We start from the raw sequence: 20,545 nt of genomic DNA on the forward strand, positions 1-20,545 counted from the left end.
CACGCCGCCGGCGCGCGTGTTCGCCGAGTTCGGCACGCAGGAGCGCAAGATGATGTTCGCCGAGCATCTGCTGCGGCACGTGCCGCTCGCCGCGCGGATCAAGAAGGTGCTCAACGAGCGTCCGGGGCATCGCGCGCCGCGCGTGCGTTTCGAGCAGGAGCTGGAAGACTTCCTGTCGGACCAGGCCGCCGAAGAGACGCTCGACGCGGTCATCAACTGGGGCCGTTACGGCGAGATCTTCTCGTACAACGACCAGACCGAAATCTTCAGTCTCGAAGACGTGGAGTCCTGATGGCAAACGGGGCCGGGGCTTGCACGCGGTCCAGTTTGACGGCATGCCTCGCGGGACATTCTTGTACGCTATTCGTCGCCGGCAGGGGTGTCTTCTTCGTTCTCGTACGAACCGAGGCGGTTGTACAACGTCTTGAGACTCACGCCGAGCGCCTTGGCTGCACGCCGCTTATCGCCGCCGCAAAACTTCAGCGTGCCGAGGATGATCTGCTTTTGCGCGTCGGCGAGCGGCGTGCCGACCCAGATGCTCATCGCGTCGCCCTGCGTCACGGCCTTCTTCGCGCGCGACGCGAGCCGCGGATGTTCGATCTCGATCGTCTTCTCCGCGAGAATGAACGCGCGATAAACGGCGTTCTTCATCTCGCGTACGTTGCCCGGCCACGAGTACGTGCGCAGCGTATCCAGCGCGCGCTTGCTGAAGACCTTGCTCGTGTTTTCCTGCGCGTTCATCTCGTCGAGAAAATGCTGGGCGAGCAGTTCGCGGTCGCCTTCGCGTTCGCGCAAGGGCGGGGCGCGCAACGGAAACACGGCGAGCCGATACATCAAGTCTTCGCGCAAGCCGTTTTCCTTCACGGCGGCCAGCGGATCGCGATTGGTTGCGGCGATCACGCGCACGTCGCTTTGCAATTCGTCGGTGCTGCCGACGCGATAGAACGTGCCCGTCTCGAGCGCGCGCAACAGCTTCACCTGCCGGATCGGCGCCATCTCGGTCACTTCGTCGAGAAACAACGTGCCGCCGTTCGCGTGCTCGAAGTAGCCCGCGCGGCCCTGCACGGCGCCGGTAAAGCTGCCGCGCTCGTGGCCGAACAGTTCCGCTTCGATCAGGTTGTCGGGGATCGCGCCGCAATTCACCGCGACGAACGGCGCATCCTTGCGCGCGCTGCGCTCGTGGATTGTGCGCGCGATCAGTTCCTTGCCCGTGCCGGATTCGCCGACGATCAGCGCCGTGGCGTCGGTGGCCGCAACGCGTTCGATCTGCTCATAGAGTTCCAGCATGGCTGGCGACGAGCCGTAAAGGCTGCCGTAGCACTCGAGGCCTGACGTCTTGCGCGCCGCGCGCTTCTCGGCAGGTTGCGCGCCGCTGTCGCCGGGCGTCTCCCCCGTGGTGTCGAGATCGCTTGAAGCCGCCATGAGAGTAGTCCCGCAGAGGTGAGTCCGAGTTTCAAAGGGCGCTCAGAGCAAGGGTGAACGCATCGTCTCGATCTCAATCTGCCATCGCAAAATGGTTATTTAACCATGCGCGGCGCGGCGCGCTATGTAATTTATGCAGGCATGAAACGTGCTGCTTGTCGAGATTGCAATTTTTTCGGAACTCATCGCGGCCGCAGCACTCCGATTTCGAGATGGGGCGGGAAGGGGGCTTCGCGGCGGCCGGAATATCGGCTGAATCGGTCCTCTTGCGGTTTTCGCCTGGGCCGGGCCGCTATGCTGTGAAAACGATGAAACGCCTCGATGGTCTTGTCCGATGAATGCGGCGCGCCTGCCTCGCTTGGACATCCATGGTCCATGTATCCGCAAAAACAGATCAGGGGGACTCCTATGGCTCGCCCCAGAATCGGCATTTTCGGTGCGCTCGTCGCCGTGGGCGGCATGCTCGCGTGGCACTGGTCGCAGAAGCACCGCGCCTCGCAAACGCGCCTCGTGCAGGACCTGAGCCGCTGGGAAAACGAAGGCGGCGCGGTGGCGGCGTCGACCCAGACGGCGCCTTTGCCGGTGTCCCCGAAACCGGAAAAGTCCCGGCAGGCAAACGGCACGGCAGACGGCGGCAGCGAGCCCGGCGTCTGGCATTTCCCGCACGGCTGAACGGCAAGGCTTGAGCCCTGCTCCGCGTGCGCGGCGGCGCGCCGTGCTGCGCGCAAAATGTTTCATATCGGTGCATTTGGCGTAGACATGCAACAATGGCGCTCAAAAGCGGTACTCGCCGCGCGCATTGTTGTGAAGATAAACCTGCAGACAGCATTCGACCCACTATGCCCCATGTTCTGATTGTCGACGACGACCCGAACACCCGCGATGCGCTCGCGGAGATCATCGGCGCGGACGGTCTGACGACGGCTACCGCGGGCGACCTGCGCGAAGCCCGCATCCAGCTCGTGCGGCAGACGCCGGATGTCGTGTTCACCGATCTGAAGCTGCCGGACGGCAGCGGCGTCGATCTGTTCGAGGACCTCGATCCGCGCTCGGGCGTCGAGATCATCGTCATTACCGGCCACGCGACGGTCGAGTCCGCGGTCAGCGCGCTCAAGATGGGCGCCGCCGACTACCTCGTCAAGCCGGTCAACCTGCAGCGTGTGAAGGCGATTCTCGATCGTCTGCCGCGCCCGGGCGACCTGAAGGCGCAGATCGGCACGCTGCGCGGCGAGCTGCGCAGGATGGGGCGCTTCGGCCTGATGTTCGGCAACTCCCCTGCGATACAGGAGGTCTACGACCAGATCGGCCGCGTCGCGCCGACGGCGGCGTCGGTGCTGCTCGTCGGCGAATCGGGCACCGGCAAGGAGGTCGCCGCGCAGACGCTGCACGAGCTGAGCCTGCGCCGCAAGCACGCGTTCCTCGCGGTCAATTGCGGCGCGATCTCGCCGAACCTGATCGAATCGGAAATGTTCGGCCACGAGCGCGGCTCGTTCACCGGCGCGGACCGCCAGCACAAGGGCTATTTCGAGCGCGCGAACGGCGGCACGCTCTTTCTCGACGAAATCACCGAGATGCCGGCCGAGCTGCAGGTCAAGCTGTTGCGCGTGCTCGAAACCGGCTGCTTCATGCGCGTGGGCACGACCAAGGAGATCGAGACCGACGTGCGCGTGATCGCCGCGACCAACCGCGACCCGGAAGAGGCCGTGCTCGAAGGCAAGCTGCGTCTCGATCTCTATCACCGGCTCAACGTGTTTCCGATCAGCCTGCCGCCGCTGCGCGATCGCGGCAGCGATGTCGGCTTGCTCGCGCAGGCCTTCCTCGACGAACTCAATGACCGCCACGGCACGAAGAAGCACTTTCCCTCGGCCGTGAGGGAGATGATGACGTCGTATCCGTGGCCGGGGAACGTGCGCGAGCTGAAGAACTACGTGCAGCGCGCGTACATCATGGCGAGCCCCGGTTCCGACAGCACGGCGACGGTGCCGCTGCAGATATCGCTGTCGAAGCCGTCGACGGGCACCTCGGTCACGATTCCGTTCGGCACGTCGCTCGCGGAAGCGGACCGGCAACTGATTCTCGCGACGCTCGGGCAGTGCGGCGGCGTGAAGACGCGCGCGGCGGAGATTCTCGGCATCAGCTTGAAGACGCTCTACAACCGGCTCGTCGAATACGGCGACGACGCGAACAAGGCGACATCGGGAGAGGCCGGCGAGGCATCGGCTGCAGAAGGCGAGGCGGGTACGCCGGGTGCATCGCTGTAAGCAGAGAAGTCGAAGGCGGCCGGGTGGCCATGCGGCGATCGCCATGCGGCCGCCCAGCGACTAACCGAGGAGATTGCAATGCGTGCGTTTGAATTCGATGCTTTGCGCCTGCACACGCCCGAGCCGGAGCCGCCGCATCCGGAAGATCCGCCCGAGCCGCCCGCGCCGCCGATCGGCGATCCCCCGGGCGAGGCTTCGCCGCCGCGCGCCGCAATGTACAGGTTACAAATATCGCGCAATTGTTACCTCACGAACTTGCCGCAAGCGTCTAGACTAACTTGTTGATATCCCCCGCTTGGGGCGCTCGGCTTCCTTTCGTTGGAGGCATCACATGAGACACCCAGCCTTGCGGCGCTCCGCGCGCCATGCTCAGAAGCGCGAAATGCGCAGCAGTTCGGGCGGCAGCGCGCCGCCGCAGCCATCCCACGATCCCGCCTCGCAGAACCGGCCGGCACCCAATGCACCGCCAGACGGGGATCACAACCAGGGCGGGGTGCGCCAGGAAGGCCTCGATTATCAGCGTGACCTCGGTTCCGAGCAGGACGCCTAAGTTTTTTTGCAGCCTGGTTTTCGAAGCCTATATTTCCGCATGACGCCGCGCGGCGCCGTGCGGCCCGCCTTCGCGCGTTGCATTTTCATACAACTTTTTCGACCGGCTCAGAGACGTGAGGCACGGGGCTTGCGTAGGCTTTCCATCGAACGAAGTGAAAGCTTCCTTCATGCCATGACAACCGAAGAGGTAAAGCCGTAATGAGCAGACTAATCGTGGTATCGAACCGCGTTGCGCCGACGCAGGAGGGTCGTCCCGCCGCAGGAGGTTTGGCCATTGGCGTTCTCGATGCGCTGAAGGAAACCGGTGGGGTCTGGTTCGGATGGAGCGGCGAGATCGTCGGCGAGGCGGGCGAACCCGTCGTCGAAAAACAAGGCAACGTGACATACGCGACGGTCGGGCTCTCGCGCCGCGACTACGATCAGTACTATCGCGGCTTCTCGAACGCGACGCTCTGGCCGGCGTTCCACTATCGCACCGACCTGTCGCGCTACGACCGGCAGGAATACGCGGGCTATCTGCGCGTCAACGCCATGCTCGCGAAGCAGTTGAAGGCGCTGCTCTTGCCCGACGACATCATCTGGGTCCACGACTATCACTTGCTGCCGTTTGCCAAGTGCCTGCGCGAGCTGAACGTCGCCAATCCGATCGGCTTCTTCCTGCACATTCCGTTTCCGGTTCCGGAGATGCTGCGCACGGTGCCGCCTCATGAAGAGCTCGTGAAGAGCATGTGCAGCTACGACGTGATCGGTTTCCAGACCGAGTCGGACCGGCAGTCGTTCGTCGACTACGTCGAACGCGGGCAGTTCGGCCATGTGAGCGAGGGCGGCATGGTCCACGCGCATGGCCATATGTTCAAGGTCGCTGCCTATCCGATCGGCATCTATCCCGATGCGATCGCCAAGGCCGCGGAACAGTTCTCGGACCGCAAGCCTGTGAAGGTGCTGCGCGATGCGATGCGGGGCCGGCGGCTCATCATGAGCGTCGACCGGCTCGATTACTCGAAGGGTCTCGTCGAGCGCTTCCAGGCGTTCGAGCGGTTCCTGCTCAATGCGCCGGGCTGGCATGGACGTGTGTCGCTCGTGCAGATCGCGCCGCCGACGCGCTCGGACGTGCAGACCTATCAGCGCATCCGGCAGAACCTCGAAGGCGAGGCGGGGCGCATCAACGGCCGCTTCGCGCAGCTCGACTGGACGCCGATCCAATACCTGAACCGCAAGTACGAGCGCAATCTGCTGATGGCGCTCTTCAGGATGTCGCAGGTCGGCTACGTGACGCCGCTGCGCGACGGCATGAATCTCGTTGCGAAGGAGTACGTGGCGTCGCAGGATCCGGCCGACCCGGGCGTCCTGGTGCTGTCGCAATTCGCGGGGGCGGCGGAGCAATTGCCGGGCGCGCTCGTGGTGAATCCGTTCGATCTCTCGCAAACGGCCGAGGCGCTCGAACGGGCGCTGTCGATGCCGCTCGAGGAGCGCCAGGCGCGTCACGCGGACATGATGGCGCCGTTGCGCGAGATGGATTTGTCGAAGTGGCGCGATGCGTTCCTGGCCGATCTCGGGCGCGTCGCGACGGCGGCGACGGTGACGCGCAACGCGGTGAAGTTCGCGAATATCGCCGCTTGAGCTTGACTCGGTGGCGGGCGGACTCGCTCCGGGTCCGCGCTTCGGCGATTCGATTTGAAAGGGGGCGCCGCTTTCGGGCAGCGCCCCCGCTCTTTGCCTGCGGTTCTATCGCCGCATAACGGCTGACTAACTGCAGACTAACGCTGCCGCAGCTGCGCAGGCGGCACCTTCATCAGATTCCGATACTTCGCGACCGTGCGCCGCGCGACGATCATGCCTTCCTGCGCGAGCAGCTTCGCGAGGCTGACGTCCGACAGCGGATCGCGCGCGTCCTCTTGCGCGATCAGCTCCTTGATCAGCGCACGCACCGCCGCGGCCGAGCAGCGCCCGCCGGTTTCGGTCGCGAGCTTGCGCGGGAAGAAGTGCCGGAACTCGAAGATGCCGCGCGGCGTCGCCATGTACTTGTTGCTCGACGCGCGCGAGACCGTCGATTCGTGCAGGCCGAGCTCGTCGGCCACCTCGCGCAGCACGAGCGGCTTCAGCGCAATTTCGCCGTAGTCGAAGAACGCCTTCTGATGCGCGACGATGCACTCCGCGACGCGCTGGATCGTCGTGAAGCGCTGCTCGGCGTTGCGCAGCAGCCAGCGCGCTTCCTGCAGCTGCTGTCCGAGCGGCGAAGCGTTCGTACCGGTCGCCTGCGCGAACATCTCGGCGTACAGGCGGTGAATGCGCGCGCGCGGCAGCACGGCCGGATTGATCGCGACGAGCCACTGGTGCTTCACCTGGCGCACGATCACGTCCGGCACGACGTAGTTGTCGGCGGGATGCACGTACGCTTCGCCGGGCTTCGGGTCGAGCCGCCGCACGAGCGTGCACGCGACGCGCAGCGCGTCGGCCGTGCAGCCGGTCTGCTTTTGCAGCTCGGCGTGCTCGCGGCGCGCGAGGCGTTCGAGGTGGTGTTCCGCGATTTCCAGGGCGAGTGCGCGGCCCGGCGTGTCCTCGGGCAGGGCCTGCAGTTCCAGGCTCAGGCACTCGGACAGCGAGCGGGCGCCGACGCCCGGCTTGTCGAGCGTCTGCACGAGCCGCAGCGCGACGCGCAGCTCGTCTTCGGTCAGCGGAGGTTCGGCTTCGCAGACCTCGGTGAGTTCGGTCAGCGGATCGCGCAGATAGCCGTCGTCGTCGAGCGCTTCGATGATGATCTGCGCGGCGACGCGGTCGCGGTCGTTCAACGGATACACGTTCAAGAGGCTATGCAGCTGCTCGTGCATCGTCGGCTGCGAATGCGCCCAGGTGCCGGGGTCGACGTCGTCCGCGTCGCCGTTGTGCCGCGCGCCGGCGCGCGTCGACCAGTCGTTGGCGAACTCGCCCACGGGTTCGTCCGCATGCGGGTCCGCGTGTTCGTCCAATGAGCCGGCGCTCGCGGCGTCGGCGACGTCAGGCGGCGATTGCGCCGTGGCCTGCGCCGCCGCCGTTGCCTCGGCTTCGTACGCGGGGTGGAACGCCGTGTCGGCGTCGGCGGCGGGCTCGGCGTCTTCCGTCGAGGGTTCGTCGATTTCGAGGAACGGATTCGTGTCGAGCGCTTGCCGCAGTTCGCGCTCGAATTCGAGCGAAGACAACTGCAAGAGGCGCACCGATTGTTGCAGGCGCGGTGTCAGCGCGACGTGCTGCTTGTGATTGAGTTCGAGAATAGGCGGCATCGTGGGCGTCCCGTCGGTAGCAAGGTTCGCTCCTGTCCTGCAATGACCGTACCAGTTTGCGCAACCGCTGATGGGCAGGGACTTTGGATTTCAGCAAACGCGTGAGAAGCGCACTTTTTACAACGCGCCCGGCAAATGTGCGGCGAATGGACTTAAGAAAAGCGGCCGCTCGAATCGGAGCGGCCGCCTCGTCGAGAATGCGCTCGACGGCAGTCGAGCGTTACGGCTTCATCCCGCCATGGTCGGTGCGCAGTGCGCGAATGCGGTCGTGGTTTTGCCGCACGCCCTGATACTGCCGTTCGACGACTTGCCTGACGTCGGCCGGCAGCTCCGCATCGAGCGCCATCCGGTAGTGGTGCTCCGCCATGTCCTCGCCGCGCTCGCATTCGTTGAGGATGGCTTGATCGCTGTGTCCGGAGACGATCGTCTTCACGCCGAACCAGCCGCGATGCAGCGCGCCGCCCATCGACCCATGGTTCTCCGGCTTGCCGCCCATCCCCCGCACGAGGTCCTGCAATTCGCGCGCGGCCCGCGTGCAGTCGTTCGCGCGGCTCGAGAACAGCAGCTTGAGCTGCTGATCGTGCGTGGCTTCGGCGGCTTTGTGAAATTCGCGTTCACCGTCTTTCGACGTCTCCGTGAGATCGTTCAGCACCGCAATAACGTCTGTCGACATGGGGACCTCCACAATCGTGACGACGCGAGACGCGCGTCGGGGGCGGATGTGCTTACACGCATAGGCTGTGCCAGCGACGGGGCTGACGCGCGCCGAGCGCCGAAGCGTTCCGCGCGCATGCCGAAGCCGCCCGCCGCTACGCTTCGCGCTGGTCCATTTCGGCTATCGGCGTCGGCGTCCTGGTCGGATCGAAGTCGGACCAGCGGCCTTGCTGCCAGCGTCCCGTCGCGCGCTCGATCGCCATGCCGCCGGCTTCGCGCAACACCGTCGCGGCTTCGAGCTGGTTTTCCGGGCAGACGTGCACGGCGACGAGCACGCCGGAATCGCGCAATTCGTGGTGCACGGCATGCGCAACCGAGTCGTGGAGCGGCGGGGCGGTGCTCGCCCTGTCGTGCAGCGCCGCGCCGATCATCGACCCGACGTACGCGCCGACGCCCGCGGCGATCACCGCGATCAAGAGCGACGTCGAGATCGTCATGAAGATCGCGACGCCGACGATCGCGCCCGCCACCGCGCCGATCGTGGCGCCGCGGCTCGGGCCCTTGGTGCCGTGCAGCATGGCGGCCGTCGGATGTTCGGACGATTTTCGCGCATGCTGCCCGCGCGGATTCACGAAAAACAGATTGACGTCTTCTTCGACGAAGCCGCGAGTGAACAACTGCTGTGCAGCGGCTTCGGCAGCGGGGAAGGTGGTGAAGCGTCCAGCGACGATTAGTGACATGATGCCTCCCGTCCCCCAAGGGGACTTCCTTCGGGGCGCCGGGCCGCCCCAAGGGAGGCATCGGCCCCCTTGGGGGGAGCTTTGCATGGGACCGGAGTAAGCGCTAAAGCGCTAACTCCGGTCGACAGCGAACGATAGTGAGCGTGGGGGTAGTACATGTTTCCTCCTTGGCATCGTTAAAAAAACTATGCGTAGAGGCCCGGCGCCGCGCCGCAACGTCGCGTGACGAGGGCACAACCTTAGACTGGCGCGCAGCGGGCGAGTGCGGGAAGTGCGGGTTTTTGCGGAGAAAAAAGAGGCTCGCGGTATGGGTATGTGGGACACGGTGCACGACGTGTCTGTCGCGGTGCGCCGTGCCCGCATTCGGCGGACACGTGACTAAGCGACGTGCCTAAGCGACATGCCTAAGCGACATGCCTAAGCGACGTGCGGTTGCATCACACGCAGCGTGCTCACTACCGCTGCCACCGCGGCAAACGCCGCGCCCACATAGAGCGACACTGTCGGCCCGCCGACCGGCGCGATGCCGAAGATCAGCGCGACCAGCGCGGCGCCGAGCGTTTGCCCCGTGAGGCGCGCGGTGCCGAGCATGCCGCTTGCGCCGCCGCTGCGCTCGCGCGGCGCCGACGACAGCAGCGTCCGGTTGTTCGGCGATTGAAAGATGCCGAAGCCGGCGCCGCATAGCGCCATGCGCCAGGCGATGTCGATCGGCGCGGGATGCGGGCCGAGCGCGGCGAGCAGGAGGAGCCCCGCGGTCAGCGCGACGAGCCCGACCCCGCCGAGGAGTCCGGACGAATAGCGGTCCGACAGCACGCCCGAGAGCGGCGCCGCGAAAACGATCGCGAACGGCCAGGGCGTGATCAGCAGCCCCGTTTGCACCTGCGAAAGCCCGAGCGTGTTCTGAAACAGGAACGGCAACGACACGAATGCGAGCATCTGCGCGCAGAACGAACAGATCGACGTGCAGATCGAGAGTGCGAACACCGGGATCTTCAAGAGATCGACGGGCAGGAGCGGCGCGGCCTGCGTCAGTTGCCGGCGCACGAAGAAGTAGCCGATGACCGCTGCCGAGAGCAGCTGCGCGGCCGCGTAGCTCGCATTTTCGCCGTGACCGAGGCCGTCGATCGCGAAGATCACGAGCCCGAACACGAACGCGTTCATGACCGCACTCAGGTAGTCGTAGGGTGACTTGTGGCCGGGATTGGTCGGCAGCGCCTTGACGGCGCCCAGCATCGCCGCGACGCCGATCGGCACGTTGATCGCGAAGAGCCACGGCCAGGTGGCGACCGACAGCACCGCCGAGGCCACCGTCGGCCCCACCGCCGACGACACCGCCACCACCATCGCGTTGATCGCGATGCCGCGCCCGAGCTGCGCGCGCGGATAGATCATGCGCACGAGCGCGGTGTTGACGCTCATGATGCCCGCCGCGCCGAAGCCTTGAATCACGCGCGCAATCGCGAGCATGGTGAGCGACCCGGAGAGCGCGCAGCCGAGCGAGGCGACGGTGAACAGCACGAGCCCCGCGGTGTACACGCGCCGGTAGCCGATGCGGTCGCCGAGCGAGGCGAGCGGCAGCAGTGAGATCGTGATCGACAGCTGGTAGGCGTTGACGACCCAGATCGAGGCAGCGTCGCTTGCGTGCAGGTTGCGCGCGATGGTCGGAAGCGCGACGTTGGCGATGGCGCTGTCGAGCACCGCAAGCGTGATGCCGAGGGCAACGACGACGATGGCCCCATAGCGTTGCGGCAGGGGCAGACCTTGTTCGTGGTCCATCTTGACGGAGGGTTTGGGAAGTGAAAGAAAGCGCCGGATGCCCGGCGGCGGCTTTTGCGAGCGTGCCGCAGAATCGTTGTGCGTGCAACTAAGGCCGGCGAGCGCGGTGCGCTTACAGTCCGCTTTTAAGCGAGTCGGCCGCTGGTGTAGCGGGTCGAACGGGTTGAGCGGGTTGAGCCGGCGAAGCCGATGCGGCGGGTCTCGCGTTTTGCCGCGCAGCCCGCCGCATCGCGCTTGCCGTGCTTATTTGAGTTCGTAAAGACCGATGTAGGTCGTCGAGTCGATTTCGTTCAGATGCGTCATGAAGCGCGCCACCGCGTTGGTCGTTTCGGCCGTAATCGGCAAATTCGCGACCTTCAGCGCGTGCAGACGGTAGATGTAGCGATGCGTCCGGTCGCCGCGCGGGGGCGCCGCGCCGCCGAAGCCCGGCGTGCCGTAATCATTGCGCACCTGCAGCGCGCCGGCCGGCAAGAGGCTGCCGTCCGCGCTGCCCGCGTTGCGCGGCAGCGAGCGCACGTCCGCCGGGAGATTGACCACCACCCAATGCCAGAAGCCGCTGCCTGTCGGCGCATCCGGATCGTGGATCGTGAGCGCGAAGCTTTCCGTGCCTTCCGGCGGCGATTCCCACTGCAGCGCCGGAGAGGTGTTGCCGCCCTCGCCGTCGACGCCGAACGTCTTGTCGTTCATTTCCTGCGCTTTCGTCATGAAGCCGTTGGCGGGAAAGTCGTCGGACCAGATTCTGAAATCTGCCATGGGATGCCTCCTTTAAACAGGGGTTCGAGATGAGGTCGACGCGCGCTTGGGGGGAGACGGAATATGACACGCTGTGTGACACATCGTGACGGGCCTGGCGAACGCGCCGGTGAGCGAATCGAGTGTAGCACCGGTCGTCGCGGCAACGCAGGCCTTGCTCTACCATTAGGCCCGTTCGATTCGAGGGAGGAGGGAGCGCTTGATGACGCCTGTGGTCACTGCCCGGTTCGCCCGGCTACGCAATCACGCAACGATTCTGAGGGGTGTTCGATGAGCACGATCCCGCTGTTTGTGCTCACCGCCGTCGCCGAAATACTCGGCTGCTATCTGCCGTACCGCTGGCTTCGCGAAGGCGCGAGTGCATGGCTCTTGGTGCCCGCGGCGATGAGCCTTGCCGCGTTCGCGTGGCTGCTGACGCTGCATCCGCAAGCGGCGGGGCGCACGTATGCGGCTTACGGAGGCGTTTATATCGCGGTGGCGGTGCTGTGGCTGTGGGCCGTCGACGGCATCCGCCCGACGCCGTGGGACTGGGCCGGCGTCGCGCTGACGCTGTCCGGGATGGCCGTCATCGCGTTTCAGCCCGCCGCCGGCGGAGCGGGCTGATCCGGCGAGGGCTCAAACCTTCCCCTTCCACGGCACGAGGATCTTCTCGACGTAGCGCATCAACATGTCGAAGCACAGCGCGAAGAAGCCGATCACGATGATGCCCATGATCACGACGTCGCTTGCGAGAAACTCGGCGCCGTTGAGCACCATGAAGCCGAGGCCGCTCGTCGAGGCGACCATCTCGGCCGCGACGAGTGTCGTCCAGCCGACGCCGATGCCGATGCGCATGCCCGTGAAGATCTCCGGCAGCGCCGACTTCAGGATCACGTGGAAGATCACCTGCGTGCGCGTCGCGCCCATCGAGTACGCGGCGTGGATCTGCTCCATCGAGACCGAGCGCACCCCGGCGCGCGCGGCGATCGCGAGCGGCGCGAAGATCGCGAGATAGATCAGGAAGATCTTCGAGAACTCGCCGATGCCGAACCAGATGATGATGAGCGGCAGGTAGGCGAGCGGCGGCAGCGGCCGGTAGAACTCGATCGGCGGATCGAAGATGCCGCGCATGAAGCGCGAGACTCCCATCAGCACGCCGATCGGAATCGCGGTCGCGCAGGCGAGCGCGAATGCGCCGAACACGCGCATCAGGCTCACCGCGGTGTGCTGCGCGAGCGTGGAGTTCGCGAAGCCGTCGGTGGCGACCGAGATGAACTTCGCGTACACCGCCTGGGGCGACGGCAGGAAGAGCGGCTTGATCCAGTGCAGGTTGGTCGCGGCGAACCACAGGCCGAGGATGACCGCGACCGTCACGAGGCTCGTCGCGGCGCTGCTGCCCTGGCCGGGCGCGCCGAACGCGTCGCCGGCCTTGACCGGCTTTTTCGCCAGGATGGGCGGCCGGCGGCCCGGCTTGCGCGGCGGCCTCACCTCCGTGCCGGATTCGACTGTTGCGCCGTGATGCAGTGCCGCGTGGCCCCATTGACTCAGTTTCGAACTAAACATGCGCCACCTCTTTATCGGCGTCGTGCATGCGCTCGTCGCCGTAGATGATGCTGAGCACGCGCTCGCGCATCGCGATGAAATCGGGACTCGACTTGACGGCCCGCGCATCGCGGGTCGCGAGAAAACGCTGGTTGAAGTCGAGCTCGTACGTGTGCGTGATCCGTCCCGGGCGCGGCGACATCACGATCAGGCGGCTCGCGAGGAACAGGGCTTCCTCGACGCTGTGCGTGATGAAGAAGAACATCTTGTTGGTCTTCTTCCACACGTCGAGCAACAGCTCCTGGATCGTCTCGCGCGTGAGCGCATCGAGCGCGGCCATCGGCTCGTCCATCAGGAGCATGGCGGGGTCGCAAGTCAGCGCGCGGGCGATGCCGACGCGCTGCTGCATGCCGCCCGAGAGCTGGTAGATCATGTGCCGGTGAAAATCCTGCAGGCCGACGAGCGCGAGATTGCGCTCGGCGATCGCGCGGCGTTCCGCGCGCGGCACGCCTTGCAGCTTGAGGCCGAACTGAGCGTTGTCGATCACGTTGAGCCACGGCAGCAGCGCGTGCTTCTGGAACACGACGCCGCGATCGGCGCCGGGCCCGGCGATCGGCTCGCCGCCGAGCAGCAGCTCGCCCTGGGTCGGCGCGATGAAGCCGGCCATCAGCGAGAGCAGCGTGGTCTTCCCGCAGCCGGATGCGCCCAGCGCCACGACGAAGTCTCCCTGGTCGATCTGCAGGTTGATGTTGTCGAGCGCGTGTACCGCTTCCCCGGCGCGACGGCCCGGGAACATCACGCTCACGTCCTTGACGGTCATGCTTTCCATCTGGTTGCCTCCTCGTTGAACGGCGGCGGTGCGCTCACTTGAGATTCATGGCGGCCTCGGCATAAGCCGGGGTTACGAATTTCGCATAGTCGGGCAAGACCGCGCCGATCTGCTTCTGGTCCTTCAGGAAGGTCGACGTGTCCTTGAGCGCGAACGCGGCGCGGCTCGTTTGGCCGCCGCCGAGCCATTGCGCCGAGGCCTGCTCCGAGAGCGTCGGGAACGCGTACAGCGCGAGCGACCCCGGCACGTCGGAGGGCGAGCCGCCGATCATCTTCGCGATCGCGGCCGCCTGCGGCGAGCTCGCGTTCCATTGCGCGGGTGCACTGCGGTATTGCGCGTCGGCATCGGCGATCGCCTTCACGAATTTCGCCATGAAGTCCCTATGATCCTCGCCCCATTTGCGGTCGACCGCAATGCCGTCGAAGGTCGGCTTGCCGAGCTTCGACAGCTCGCCCGAGGTGATCAGCACCTTGCCCGTCTTCTTGAGTTCGGCGAGTGCCGGATCCCACACGTAGGCCGCGTCGATGTCGCCGCGCTCCCACGCTGCCACGATCTGGTTCGGCTGCATGTTGAGGATCTTTACGTCTGACGGATTGATGCCCCAGTGCTGGAGCGCGAACATCGTGTGGTAGTGCGTCGTGGAGACGAACGGCACGCCGAGGGTCTTGCCCTTGAGGTCAGCCGGCTTGGCGATGCCCGAACCGTTGCGCACCACCATCGCTTCGGCCTGGTTGATGTTGTCGAGAATCCAGAAGAGCTGCAGATCGACGCCCTGGCTCACCGCGGCCGCGAGCGGGCTCGAGCCGATCACGCCGATCTTCACGTCGCCGGACGCCATCGCGGTCGCGACCTTGGCGCCCGATTCGAATTGCCGCCAATTGATTTTGTATCCGGTGGCCTTTTCGATCGAGCCGTTGGCAATGGCGACGACCCACGGGTCGACGATCTGCTGGTAGGCGATCGTCACTTCCTTGTCGTCCGCGTAGGCCGGGCGCAGCACGAGCGAGGCCAGCACGCCGAACAGCGCGGCCAGGGCGCCGATCGACAGCGCAAGGCGGCGCCAGCATGCGGGTTGGGGGTGGGCGAAACGGGTCATGGCAGGTCTCCTCTCGTGGGGCGCGCGATGGTTTACAAGGGCCGGCTCTGGGCGCATACGACGGGCATGTACCAGTCGCGCAGGCCGGTGTGATTCGAGTATCGTCATTAAAAAATGCCGTGGGTTAGTGCCAGACGCGGCCGATCGCTGAGTCCACATCCGCGGGTGCCGGGGCGGTTCCAGCCAGGGAGAATCAAGGAGATAGCGCATGGCAAGCAGGGTCTCGTCGGCGTTGTGGGCGCAGCGTTTCCAGCGCACGTCCGGCACGAACATGAGCCTGCAAGGCCAGATCCGGCAGATGCTGGTGGCCGCGATTCTCGATGGCCAATTGCCGCCGGATGCCGCGCTGCCGTCGAGCCGCGAGCTTGCCGATCAGCTGAGCGTCGCGCGCAATACGGTCGTGCTCGCGTACCAGCAGCTCGTCGAGGAGGGCTATCTGACCTCGCGCGAGCGCAGCGGGCACTTCGTGAATCCGGCGATGCTGGAGGGGCAGAGCACGTTCGCCGCGCCGCGCGAGGAAGGCGGCGTCGCGGCGATCGAGGAGCGCGCGCGGCGCGCGGTGCCCGATTGGGGCGCGCGCATTGCACGGCGGCCATCGTCGCAGCGCAACATCGTGAAGCCGGCGAATTGGCAGAACTACGAATATCCGTTCATCTACGGGCAGTTCGACCAGGACCTCTTTCCGACCAACGACTGGCGCGAGTGCTGCATGAAGGCGCTATCGGTGCTGGAGATCCGCAACTGGGCGCCCGATCTGATCGGCGGCGACGACGATTCGCTGATCCAGCAGATCCGCACCCGCGTGCTGCCGCGGCGCGGCGTGTTCGCGATGCCGGACGAACTCGTCGTGACGATCGGCGCGCAGCAGGCGCTGTACCTCGTCGCCGATTTGCTCGCGAACGAGCGCACGGCGATCGGCTTCGAGAACCCCGGCTATCCCGACGCGCGCAACGCATTCGCGCAGCGCCGTGCGCGGCTCGTGCCGCTGGCGGTCGATGCGGGCGGCGTGCGTGCCGAAGAGGATGCCGGCGTGCTCGCGCAATGCGACTACGTGTACGTGACGCCGAGCCATCAATGCCCGACCACCGCGACGATGCCGCTCGCGCGGCGCCATGCGCTGCTCGCGCTCGCGCAGGCGCACGATTTCGTGCTGATCGAGGACGACTACGAGAGCGAGAACAACTTCTCGGGCACGCCGACGCCGGCCTTGAAGAGCCTCGACGAAGCGGACCGCGTGATCTACATCGGCAGCCTCTCGAAGACTTTCGCGCCGGGCCTGCGGCTCGGCTATGTCGTCGGGCCGCGCGAACTCGTGCAGGAACTGCGCGCGCTGCGGCGGCTCATGATCCGGCATCCGGCGGCCTACATTCAGCGCGCGTTTGCGAGCTTCCTGTCGCTCGGGCACTACGACGCGCTGCTGCGGCGGCTCGCGCATGCGTACAAGGAGCGCGCCCGCGCGCTCGCGGCCGCGCTCGACGCGCACCTGCCCGAAGTGCGCTACGTGCCGATCATGGGCGGCGCATCGTGCTGGGTCGAAGGGCCCGCCTGGCTCGACGCGACGCTGCTTGCAGCCGACGCCCAGGCGCACGGCGTGCTGATCGAGCCCGGCGATGTGTTCTTCATCGCGGGCGAGGAGCGCCGCAACTGCTTCCGCATGGGCTACTCGTCGATCAAGCTCGAGAAAATCGAGGCCGGCGTGCGCGTGCTTGCCGAACTCGTGCGCGCGCAGCGGCCCGCGTCCTGAATGCCGGGCGGCCGGGCCCATGCGCCGCTGGCCCAAGCGAATCCCGCCCTCTGGAACTACCGAAGACTCCTCGCGTTATCTAACGTGTCAATCAGAGTCGACGCGCGAGCGCAGCCATGCCTTTGCTGCCTCACGCGTCGCGCCGATCAGCAACGAGGAGACAGAGATGAACGACCCCCACGCTCACATACGTTCGCTGTCGACCGGAGTTAGCGCTTTAGCGCTTACTCCGGTCCCATGCAAAGCGCCCCCCGAGGGGGCCGATGCCGTCCACGGCCGGCTTTGCGAAGCCGGCCGGCTGCGCAGGCGCGGAGCGGTGCTCCGCGAATTCCCTGCTACGCCCCTCGGGGCGGCCCAGCGGGAGGCATCATGACAAACACGCTAGACGAAGCCGCCGGGGTCACCGCCGATACGCTCGCCGCGTTTTCCGACGCCTTCAATCGCCACGACGCCGATGCGCTGATGCGCTTCATGACCGAAGACTGCGTGTTCGACGCGGCTGCGGGACCCGAGGTCCACGGCACGCGCTTTGCCGGCCGCGAGGCGGTGCGCGCCGCGTTCGAAGCCGTCTTCGCAACCTTTCCCGACGCGCGCTGGAGTCAAGGCCGGCATTACGTCGCGGGCGCGCGCGGCGTATCCGAGTGGGTGTTTACGGGCACGCACCGCGAGGGCTGGCGCATCGAGGCCGAAGGGTGCGACCTGTTCGAGTTTCGCGACGGCCTGATCGCGGTGAAACGGGCGTTTCGCAAGGAGCGTCCGCGGCTTGGGGAGGCATCATGAAACACGGGGCGATCCATCTGGAACGGACAAGCACGTTCGCCCGCTCGCCGGCCGGCGACACCCGCTACGACCCGACCTACGATCCGCTCGTGGCGAACGGCCCGGGCCAAGGCAAGCAATACGCGCCGACCTACTGGGCGGCGAGCGCCGGCGCGCCGCCGCCCGACGACGGCCCGGTGACGCAGGACATGGACGTCGACGTCGCGATCATCGGCGGCGGCTACACGGGGCTTGCGACGGCGCTCTTTCTCGCGCGCGAACACGGCATCCGTGCGGTCGTGCTGGAGGCGAACCGCGTGAGCTGGGGCTGCAGCAGCCGCAACGGCGGGCAGGGGCAGAACGCGTCGGGGCGCTTGACGCGCTCGCAATGGGTCGAGCGCTGGGGCAAGGACGTCGCGCTGAAAATGCACGACGAGATCCGCGAGGGCTTCGACACGTTCAAGTCGCTCGTCGCGAGCATCGACTGCGACCCGCAGCCGGGCGGCCACTTCCTGATTGCGCACCGGCCGCGCATCATGGAGCACCTGGCCGCCGAAGCGAAGGTCTGGAAGGACGTGTTCGGTTATCCGTCGCAAATCGTCGATGCGGACACCTTGCGCCGCGAGTACGTCAACGATGCGGAGGCGGCCGGCGCGCTGCATGAGCCGGAGGGCATCGGCGTCCATCCGCTGAAGCTCGCCTATGGCTATGTGCGCCTCGCACGCGAGGCGGGCGCCAGCGTGCACCCCGGCAGCCCCGTGGTCGGCTGGCAGACCGTCGACGGCGTTCATCATCTGCGCACGCCGGGCGGCACGGTGCGCGCCCGCGCGGTCGGCATCGCGACAGGCGCCTATACGGCGCCGGGGCTGCATCCGTCGCTCACGAGCCGCGTCATGCCGATCCTCTCGAACTCGATGGTGACGCGGCCGCTCACCGAAGCCGAGCTGGCCGCGTGCAACTTCCGCACGACGCAAGTGCTGACCGATACGCGCACGCTGCGCTTCTATTACCGGCGCTTGCCGGACAACCGTGTGCAGATCGGCAGCCGCAGCGCGATCACGGGGCGCGACGCGCCGAATCCGCGGCATTTCGAACTGCTCGTGAACGGCTTGCAGCGCAAGTTTCCGGCGCTCGAGGGCATTGCGATCGATTACTCGTGGTGGGGCTGGGTCGACGTGAGCCACGACATGATGCCGCGCGTGTTCCAGCCGGACCCGAAAGAGACGGTCTACTACGCGCTCGGCTATGGCGGCAACGGCGTGTCGTATTCGGCGCAGGCGGGGCGCCGGATGGCTGAAAGGATTGCGGGCAAGGGCGCGCGGCAGGAACTGCCGATCTTCGCCTCGCCGCTGCCTGGGCATCTGTTCGCGCCGTTCCGGCGGCTCGGGCAGCGGATGCTGTATCACTGGTACTACCTGCGCGACGAGAAGCCCTGATTTCGCGTTGATTCGAGCGCGGCCTGCCTCAGGCCGCCACCGCTTGCGGCTTGCGCACGGCGAGCACGCCGAGCGCCACCGACGCCAGCCGCGAAAACTCCGAATCCGCCCGGCTCGTGAGCACGACCGGCACCTGCGTGCCGAGCACGAGCCCCGCGCACTGCGCGTGTCCGAGGTAGACGAAGGACTTGTAGAGCGTGTTGCCGGTTTCGAGATTCGGTACGAGCAGGATATCGGGGCTGCCCGCGACCGGCGACGCGATCTTCTTGATGCGCGCCGATTCCGCGGAGATGGCGTTGTCGAACGCGAGCGGCCCGTCGAGTTCGCCGCCGGTGATCTGGCCGCGATCGGCCATCTTGCAGAGCGCGGCCGCATCGACGGTGCCGCGTATCGCCGGGTTCACCGATTCGGTCGCCGACAGAATTCCCACGCGCGGATGCCCGATGCCGATCGCGTGCGCGAGATCGATCGCGTTCTGCACGATGTCGCGCTTCACGAGCAGGTCCGGTTCGATATTGACGACGCAGTCGGTCATCATCAGCGGATGGTCGACATCGGGCATGTCGAATACGAACGCATGCGAGATGCGCCGCGCGGTGCGCAGGCCGGCCTCGCGGCTCACGAGCACGCTCATCAGCGCGTCGGTATGGAGGCTCCCCTTCATCAGCATATCGGCACGGCCCGCCGCGACGAGCGCCGCCGCCGCGTGCGCGGCGGCGGCCGGATCGTCGGGCGTGTCGACGATCTCGGCGTGCGCGAGGTCGAGGCCGCCTTCTTCCGCTATCTGCGCGATCCGCGCCTTCGGCCCCACGAGCACGATCTGCGCGAGTTTGCGCTCGGCCACTTCGAGGCTCGCGTGCAGCGCGTGGATCTCGCACGGATAGATGACGGCGAGCACGGCGTGCGCGCAACGCGCCGCTTCCTCGATCAGCTGATTCAGATATCGGTAGTCGTGGGCCATCTCGGTTCCCGCTTGGGACGCCAGGGCGCTTTCTCGCGCTAAAAAAGCGCGAACAGACCCTAGAACGTCGTCGCCAGTTCCTGCGCCGCTTCCTGCAGGCGCGGAACGAATTCCAGCGCACGCGACAGCGGCGTGCGCGCCACCGGCGCATGAATCGCGATCGCCGCGATGCAAGTGCCGTTCGCGTCCATCAGCGGCGGCGCCACGCAGGCGATGCCGGCCACAAACTCTTCGTTGTCGATCGCGATGCGTTTGTGCGCGGTGCGGTCGAGCTCGGCCTCGAGCAACTCGGGGTCGGTGATCGTGTTCGCCGTGAAGCGCTCGAGCTTCATCGCACGCACGAGCGGCGTGCGCTGCTCGTGCGGCAGCATGGCGAGCAGCAGCTTGCCGCTCGCGCTGCAATGCGCGGGCACGTGCGAGCCCGGCTTCAGGTCGAGCCGCAGCGGCCACGGCGCTTCCATGCGGTCCAGATACAGCACTTCGGTGTCGTGCAGCATCGTCAGATTGCAGGTCTCGCCGAGGTCCGCGAGGAGTCCTGCGCGATATCCGCGAGCGACACGGGGCCTGCCGCATTGACGAGATGTTCGAGCAACGCGAAGGCGCGCAGCGTCGGAGTGTCCGCCTTGTTCATGTCTGCCGTTCCGAAAAATGGATCGACGACATTGCACCGGGCGGCCCCGCCAAGGCTTGCCGCTGCAGCTACCTGGCCTGTGCTCGCGAAATTCCGTTCCAATGCATTCCATTTTTCAGAATGCCCGGAAGTGCTGCGCGAAGTGGCAGGAAC

General features: G+C 66.3%; 19 protein-coding genes and 1 pseudogene. 9 read left to right on the forward strand and 11 right to left on the reverse strand.

The annotated features are described in order from the left end of the window. On the forward strand, positions 1-292 hold a 292-nt coding region (locus tag J3489_RS37870; RefSeq protein ID WP_242540295.1), incomplete at its 5' end, for an AAA-associated domain-containing protein. Positions 293-360: 68 nt separating this feature from the next. Here J3489_RS37870 and J3489_RS25620 read toward each other — a convergent pair. Next, positions 361-1,422 carry a sigma-54 interaction domain-containing protein gene (locus J3489_RS25620; protein WP_207002851.1) on the reverse strand — a complete coding sequence of 354 codons (1,062 nt, stop codon included), beginning with the start codon at positions 1,420-1,422 and terminating at the stop codon, positions 361-363. Positions 1,423-1,830: 408 nt separating this feature from the next. Between J3489_RS25620 and J3489_RS25625 the strand changes: the two genes are divergently transcribed. The 4 genes from J3489_RS25625 (at position 1,831) to otsA (ending at position 5,855) form a co-directional block, all read left to right on the forward strand. Next, positions 1,831-2,094 (forward strand): hypothetical protein, encoded by a 264-nt coding sequence (locus J3489_RS25625; protein ID WP_207002853.1) that lies wholly within the window; start codon positions 1,831-1,833, stop codon positions 2,092-2,094. Positions 2,095-2,261: 167 nt separating this feature from the next. Continuing rightward, positions 2,262-3,683 carry a sigma-54-dependent transcriptional regulator gene (locus J3489_RS25630; RefSeq protein WP_207002855.1) on the forward strand — a complete coding sequence of 474 codons (1,422 nt, stop codon included), beginning with the start codon at positions 2,262-2,264 and terminating at the stop codon, positions 3,681-3,683. Positions 3,684-4,014: 331 nt separating this feature from the next. Then, positions 4,015-4,233, forward strand: coding sequence for a hypothetical protein (locus tag J3489_RS25635; protein WP_207002856.1), 219 nt, complete (start codon positions 4,015-4,017; stop codon positions 4,231-4,233). Positions 4,234-4,433: 200 nt separating this feature from the next. Further along, positions 4,434-5,855, forward strand: coding sequence for an alpha,alpha-trehalose-phosphate synthase (UDP-forming) (gene otsA / locus J3489_RS25640; RefSeq protein ID WP_207002858.1), 1,422 nt, complete (start codon positions 4,434-4,436; stop codon positions 5,853-5,855). A 137-nt stretch (positions 5,856-5,992) separates the two neighbouring features. On the opposite strand, the gene J3489_RS25645 is transcribed toward otsA, so the two are convergent. The 5 genes from J3489_RS25645 to J3489_RS25665 form a co-directional block, all read right to left on the reverse strand. Further along, positions 5,993-7,492 (reverse strand): RNA polymerase factor sigma-54, encoded by a 1,500-nt coding sequence (locus J3489_RS25645; RefSeq protein WP_207002859.1) that lies wholly within the window; start codon positions 7,490-7,492, stop codon positions 5,993-5,995. Between the two features lie 220 nt (positions 7,493-7,712). Continuing rightward, positions 7,713-8,165 (reverse strand): PA2169 family four-helix-bundle protein, encoded by a 453-nt coding sequence (locus J3489_RS25650; RefSeq protein WP_207002861.1) that lies wholly within the window; start codon positions 8,163-8,165, stop codon positions 7,713-7,715. Positions 8,166-8,301: 136 nt separating this feature from the next. Next, positions 8,302-8,886: a hypothetical protein gene (locus J3489_RS25655; RefSeq protein ID WP_207002863.1), complete on the reverse strand. Its 585-nt coding sequence runs from the start codon at positions 8,884-8,886 to the stop codon at positions 8,302-8,304. Between the two features lie 417 nt (positions 8,887-9,303). After that, positions 9,304-10,662, reverse strand: coding sequence for an MFS transporter (locus J3489_RS25660; RefSeq protein WP_207002865.1), 1,359 nt, complete (start codon positions 10,660-10,662; stop codon positions 9,304-9,306). Positions 10,663-10,905: 243 nt separating this feature from the next. Next, positions 10,906-11,415 (reverse strand): YbhB/YbcL family Raf kinase inhibitor-like protein, encoded by a 510-nt coding sequence (locus tag J3489_RS25665; protein WP_207002867.1) that lies wholly within the window; start codon positions 11,413-11,415, stop codon positions 10,906-10,908. A gap of 270 nt (positions 11,416-11,685) precedes the next feature. Between J3489_RS25665 and J3489_RS25670 the strand changes: the two genes are divergently transcribed. After that, complete coding sequence (locus J3489_RS25670) at positions 11,686-12,018, forward strand: YnfA family protein (RefSeq protein ID WP_207002869.1); 333 nt, start codon at positions 11,686-11,688, stop codon at positions 12,016-12,018. A gap of 12 nt (positions 12,019-12,030) precedes the next feature. Here J3489_RS25670 and J3489_RS25675 read toward each other — a convergent pair whose 3' ends face one another. From J3489_RS25675 to tauA, 3 genes are read right to left on the reverse strand one after another with little or no spacing between them, the layout of a single operon-like run. After that, on the reverse strand, positions 12,031-12,957 hold the full coding sequence (locus J3489_RS25675) for an ABC transporter permease subunit (RefSeq protein WP_207002871.1): 927 nt from the start codon (positions 12,955-12,957) through the stop codon (positions 12,031-12,033). Next, the gene (locus tag J3489_RS25680) at positions 12,950-13,765 is read right to left on the reverse strand and encodes a taurine ABC transporter ATP-binding protein (RefSeq protein WP_207002872.1); all 816 of its coding nucleotides are present in this window, start codon (positions 13,763-13,765) and stop codon (positions 12,950-12,952) included. The genes J3489_RS25675 and J3489_RS25680 overlap by 8 nt, the downstream gene beginning before the upstream one ends. A gap of 34 nt (positions 13,766-13,799) precedes the next feature. Continuing rightward, a complete protein-coding gene (gene tauA, locus J3489_RS25685) occupies positions 13,800-14,861 on the reverse strand; it encodes a taurine ABC transporter substrate-binding protein (RefSeq protein WP_242540298.1) in 1,062 nt (353 codons plus the stop codon). A 208-nt stretch (positions 14,862-15,069) separates the two neighbouring features. Here tauA and pdxR point away from each other — a divergent pair, with 208 nt between their 5' ends. From pdxR to J3489_RS25700, 3 genes are all read left to right on the forward strand, one after another. Further along, positions 15,070-16,605, forward strand: a complete 1,536-nt coding sequence (gene pdxR, locus J3489_RS25690) for a MocR-like pyridoxine biosynthesis transcription factor PdxR (RefSeq protein WP_207002875.1) — start codon at positions 15,070-15,072, stop codon at positions 16,603-16,605. A 369-nt stretch (positions 16,606-16,974) separates the two neighbouring features. Beyond that, positions 16,975-17,385, forward strand: coding sequence for a nuclear transport factor 2 family protein (locus J3489_RS25695; protein ID WP_207002877.1), 411 nt, complete (start codon positions 16,975-16,977; stop codon positions 17,383-17,385). Continuing rightward, positions 17,382-18,800, forward strand: coding sequence for an NAD(P)/FAD-dependent oxidoreductase (locus tag J3489_RS25700; protein WP_207002879.1), 1,419 nt, complete (start codon positions 17,382-17,384; stop codon positions 18,798-18,800). Before J3489_RS25695 ends, J3489_RS25700 begins: the two co-directional genes overlap by 4 nt. 28 nt (positions 18,801-18,828) lie before the next feature. Here J3489_RS25700 and J3489_RS25705 read toward each other — a convergent pair whose 3' ends face one another. Both J3489_RS25705 and J3489_RS25710 read right to left on the reverse strand, forming a co-directional pair. Then, a complete protein-coding gene (locus J3489_RS25705; RefSeq protein WP_207002880.1) occupies positions 18,829-19,761 on the reverse strand; it encodes a bifunctional enoyl-CoA hydratase/phosphate acetyltransferase in 933 nt (310 codons plus the stop codon). 59 nt (positions 19,762-19,820) lie between these two features. Further along, a pseudogene (locus J3489_RS25710) lies at positions 19,821-20,392 on the reverse strand (IclR family transcriptional regulator). Positions 20,393-20,545: the final 153 nt, after the last annotated feature.

This window comes from Trinickia mobilis, from assembly GCF_017315705.1.
Taxonomy (GTDB): domain Bacteria; phylum Pseudomonadota; class Gammaproteobacteria; order Burkholderiales; family Burkholderiaceae; genus Trinickia_A; species Trinickia_A mobilis.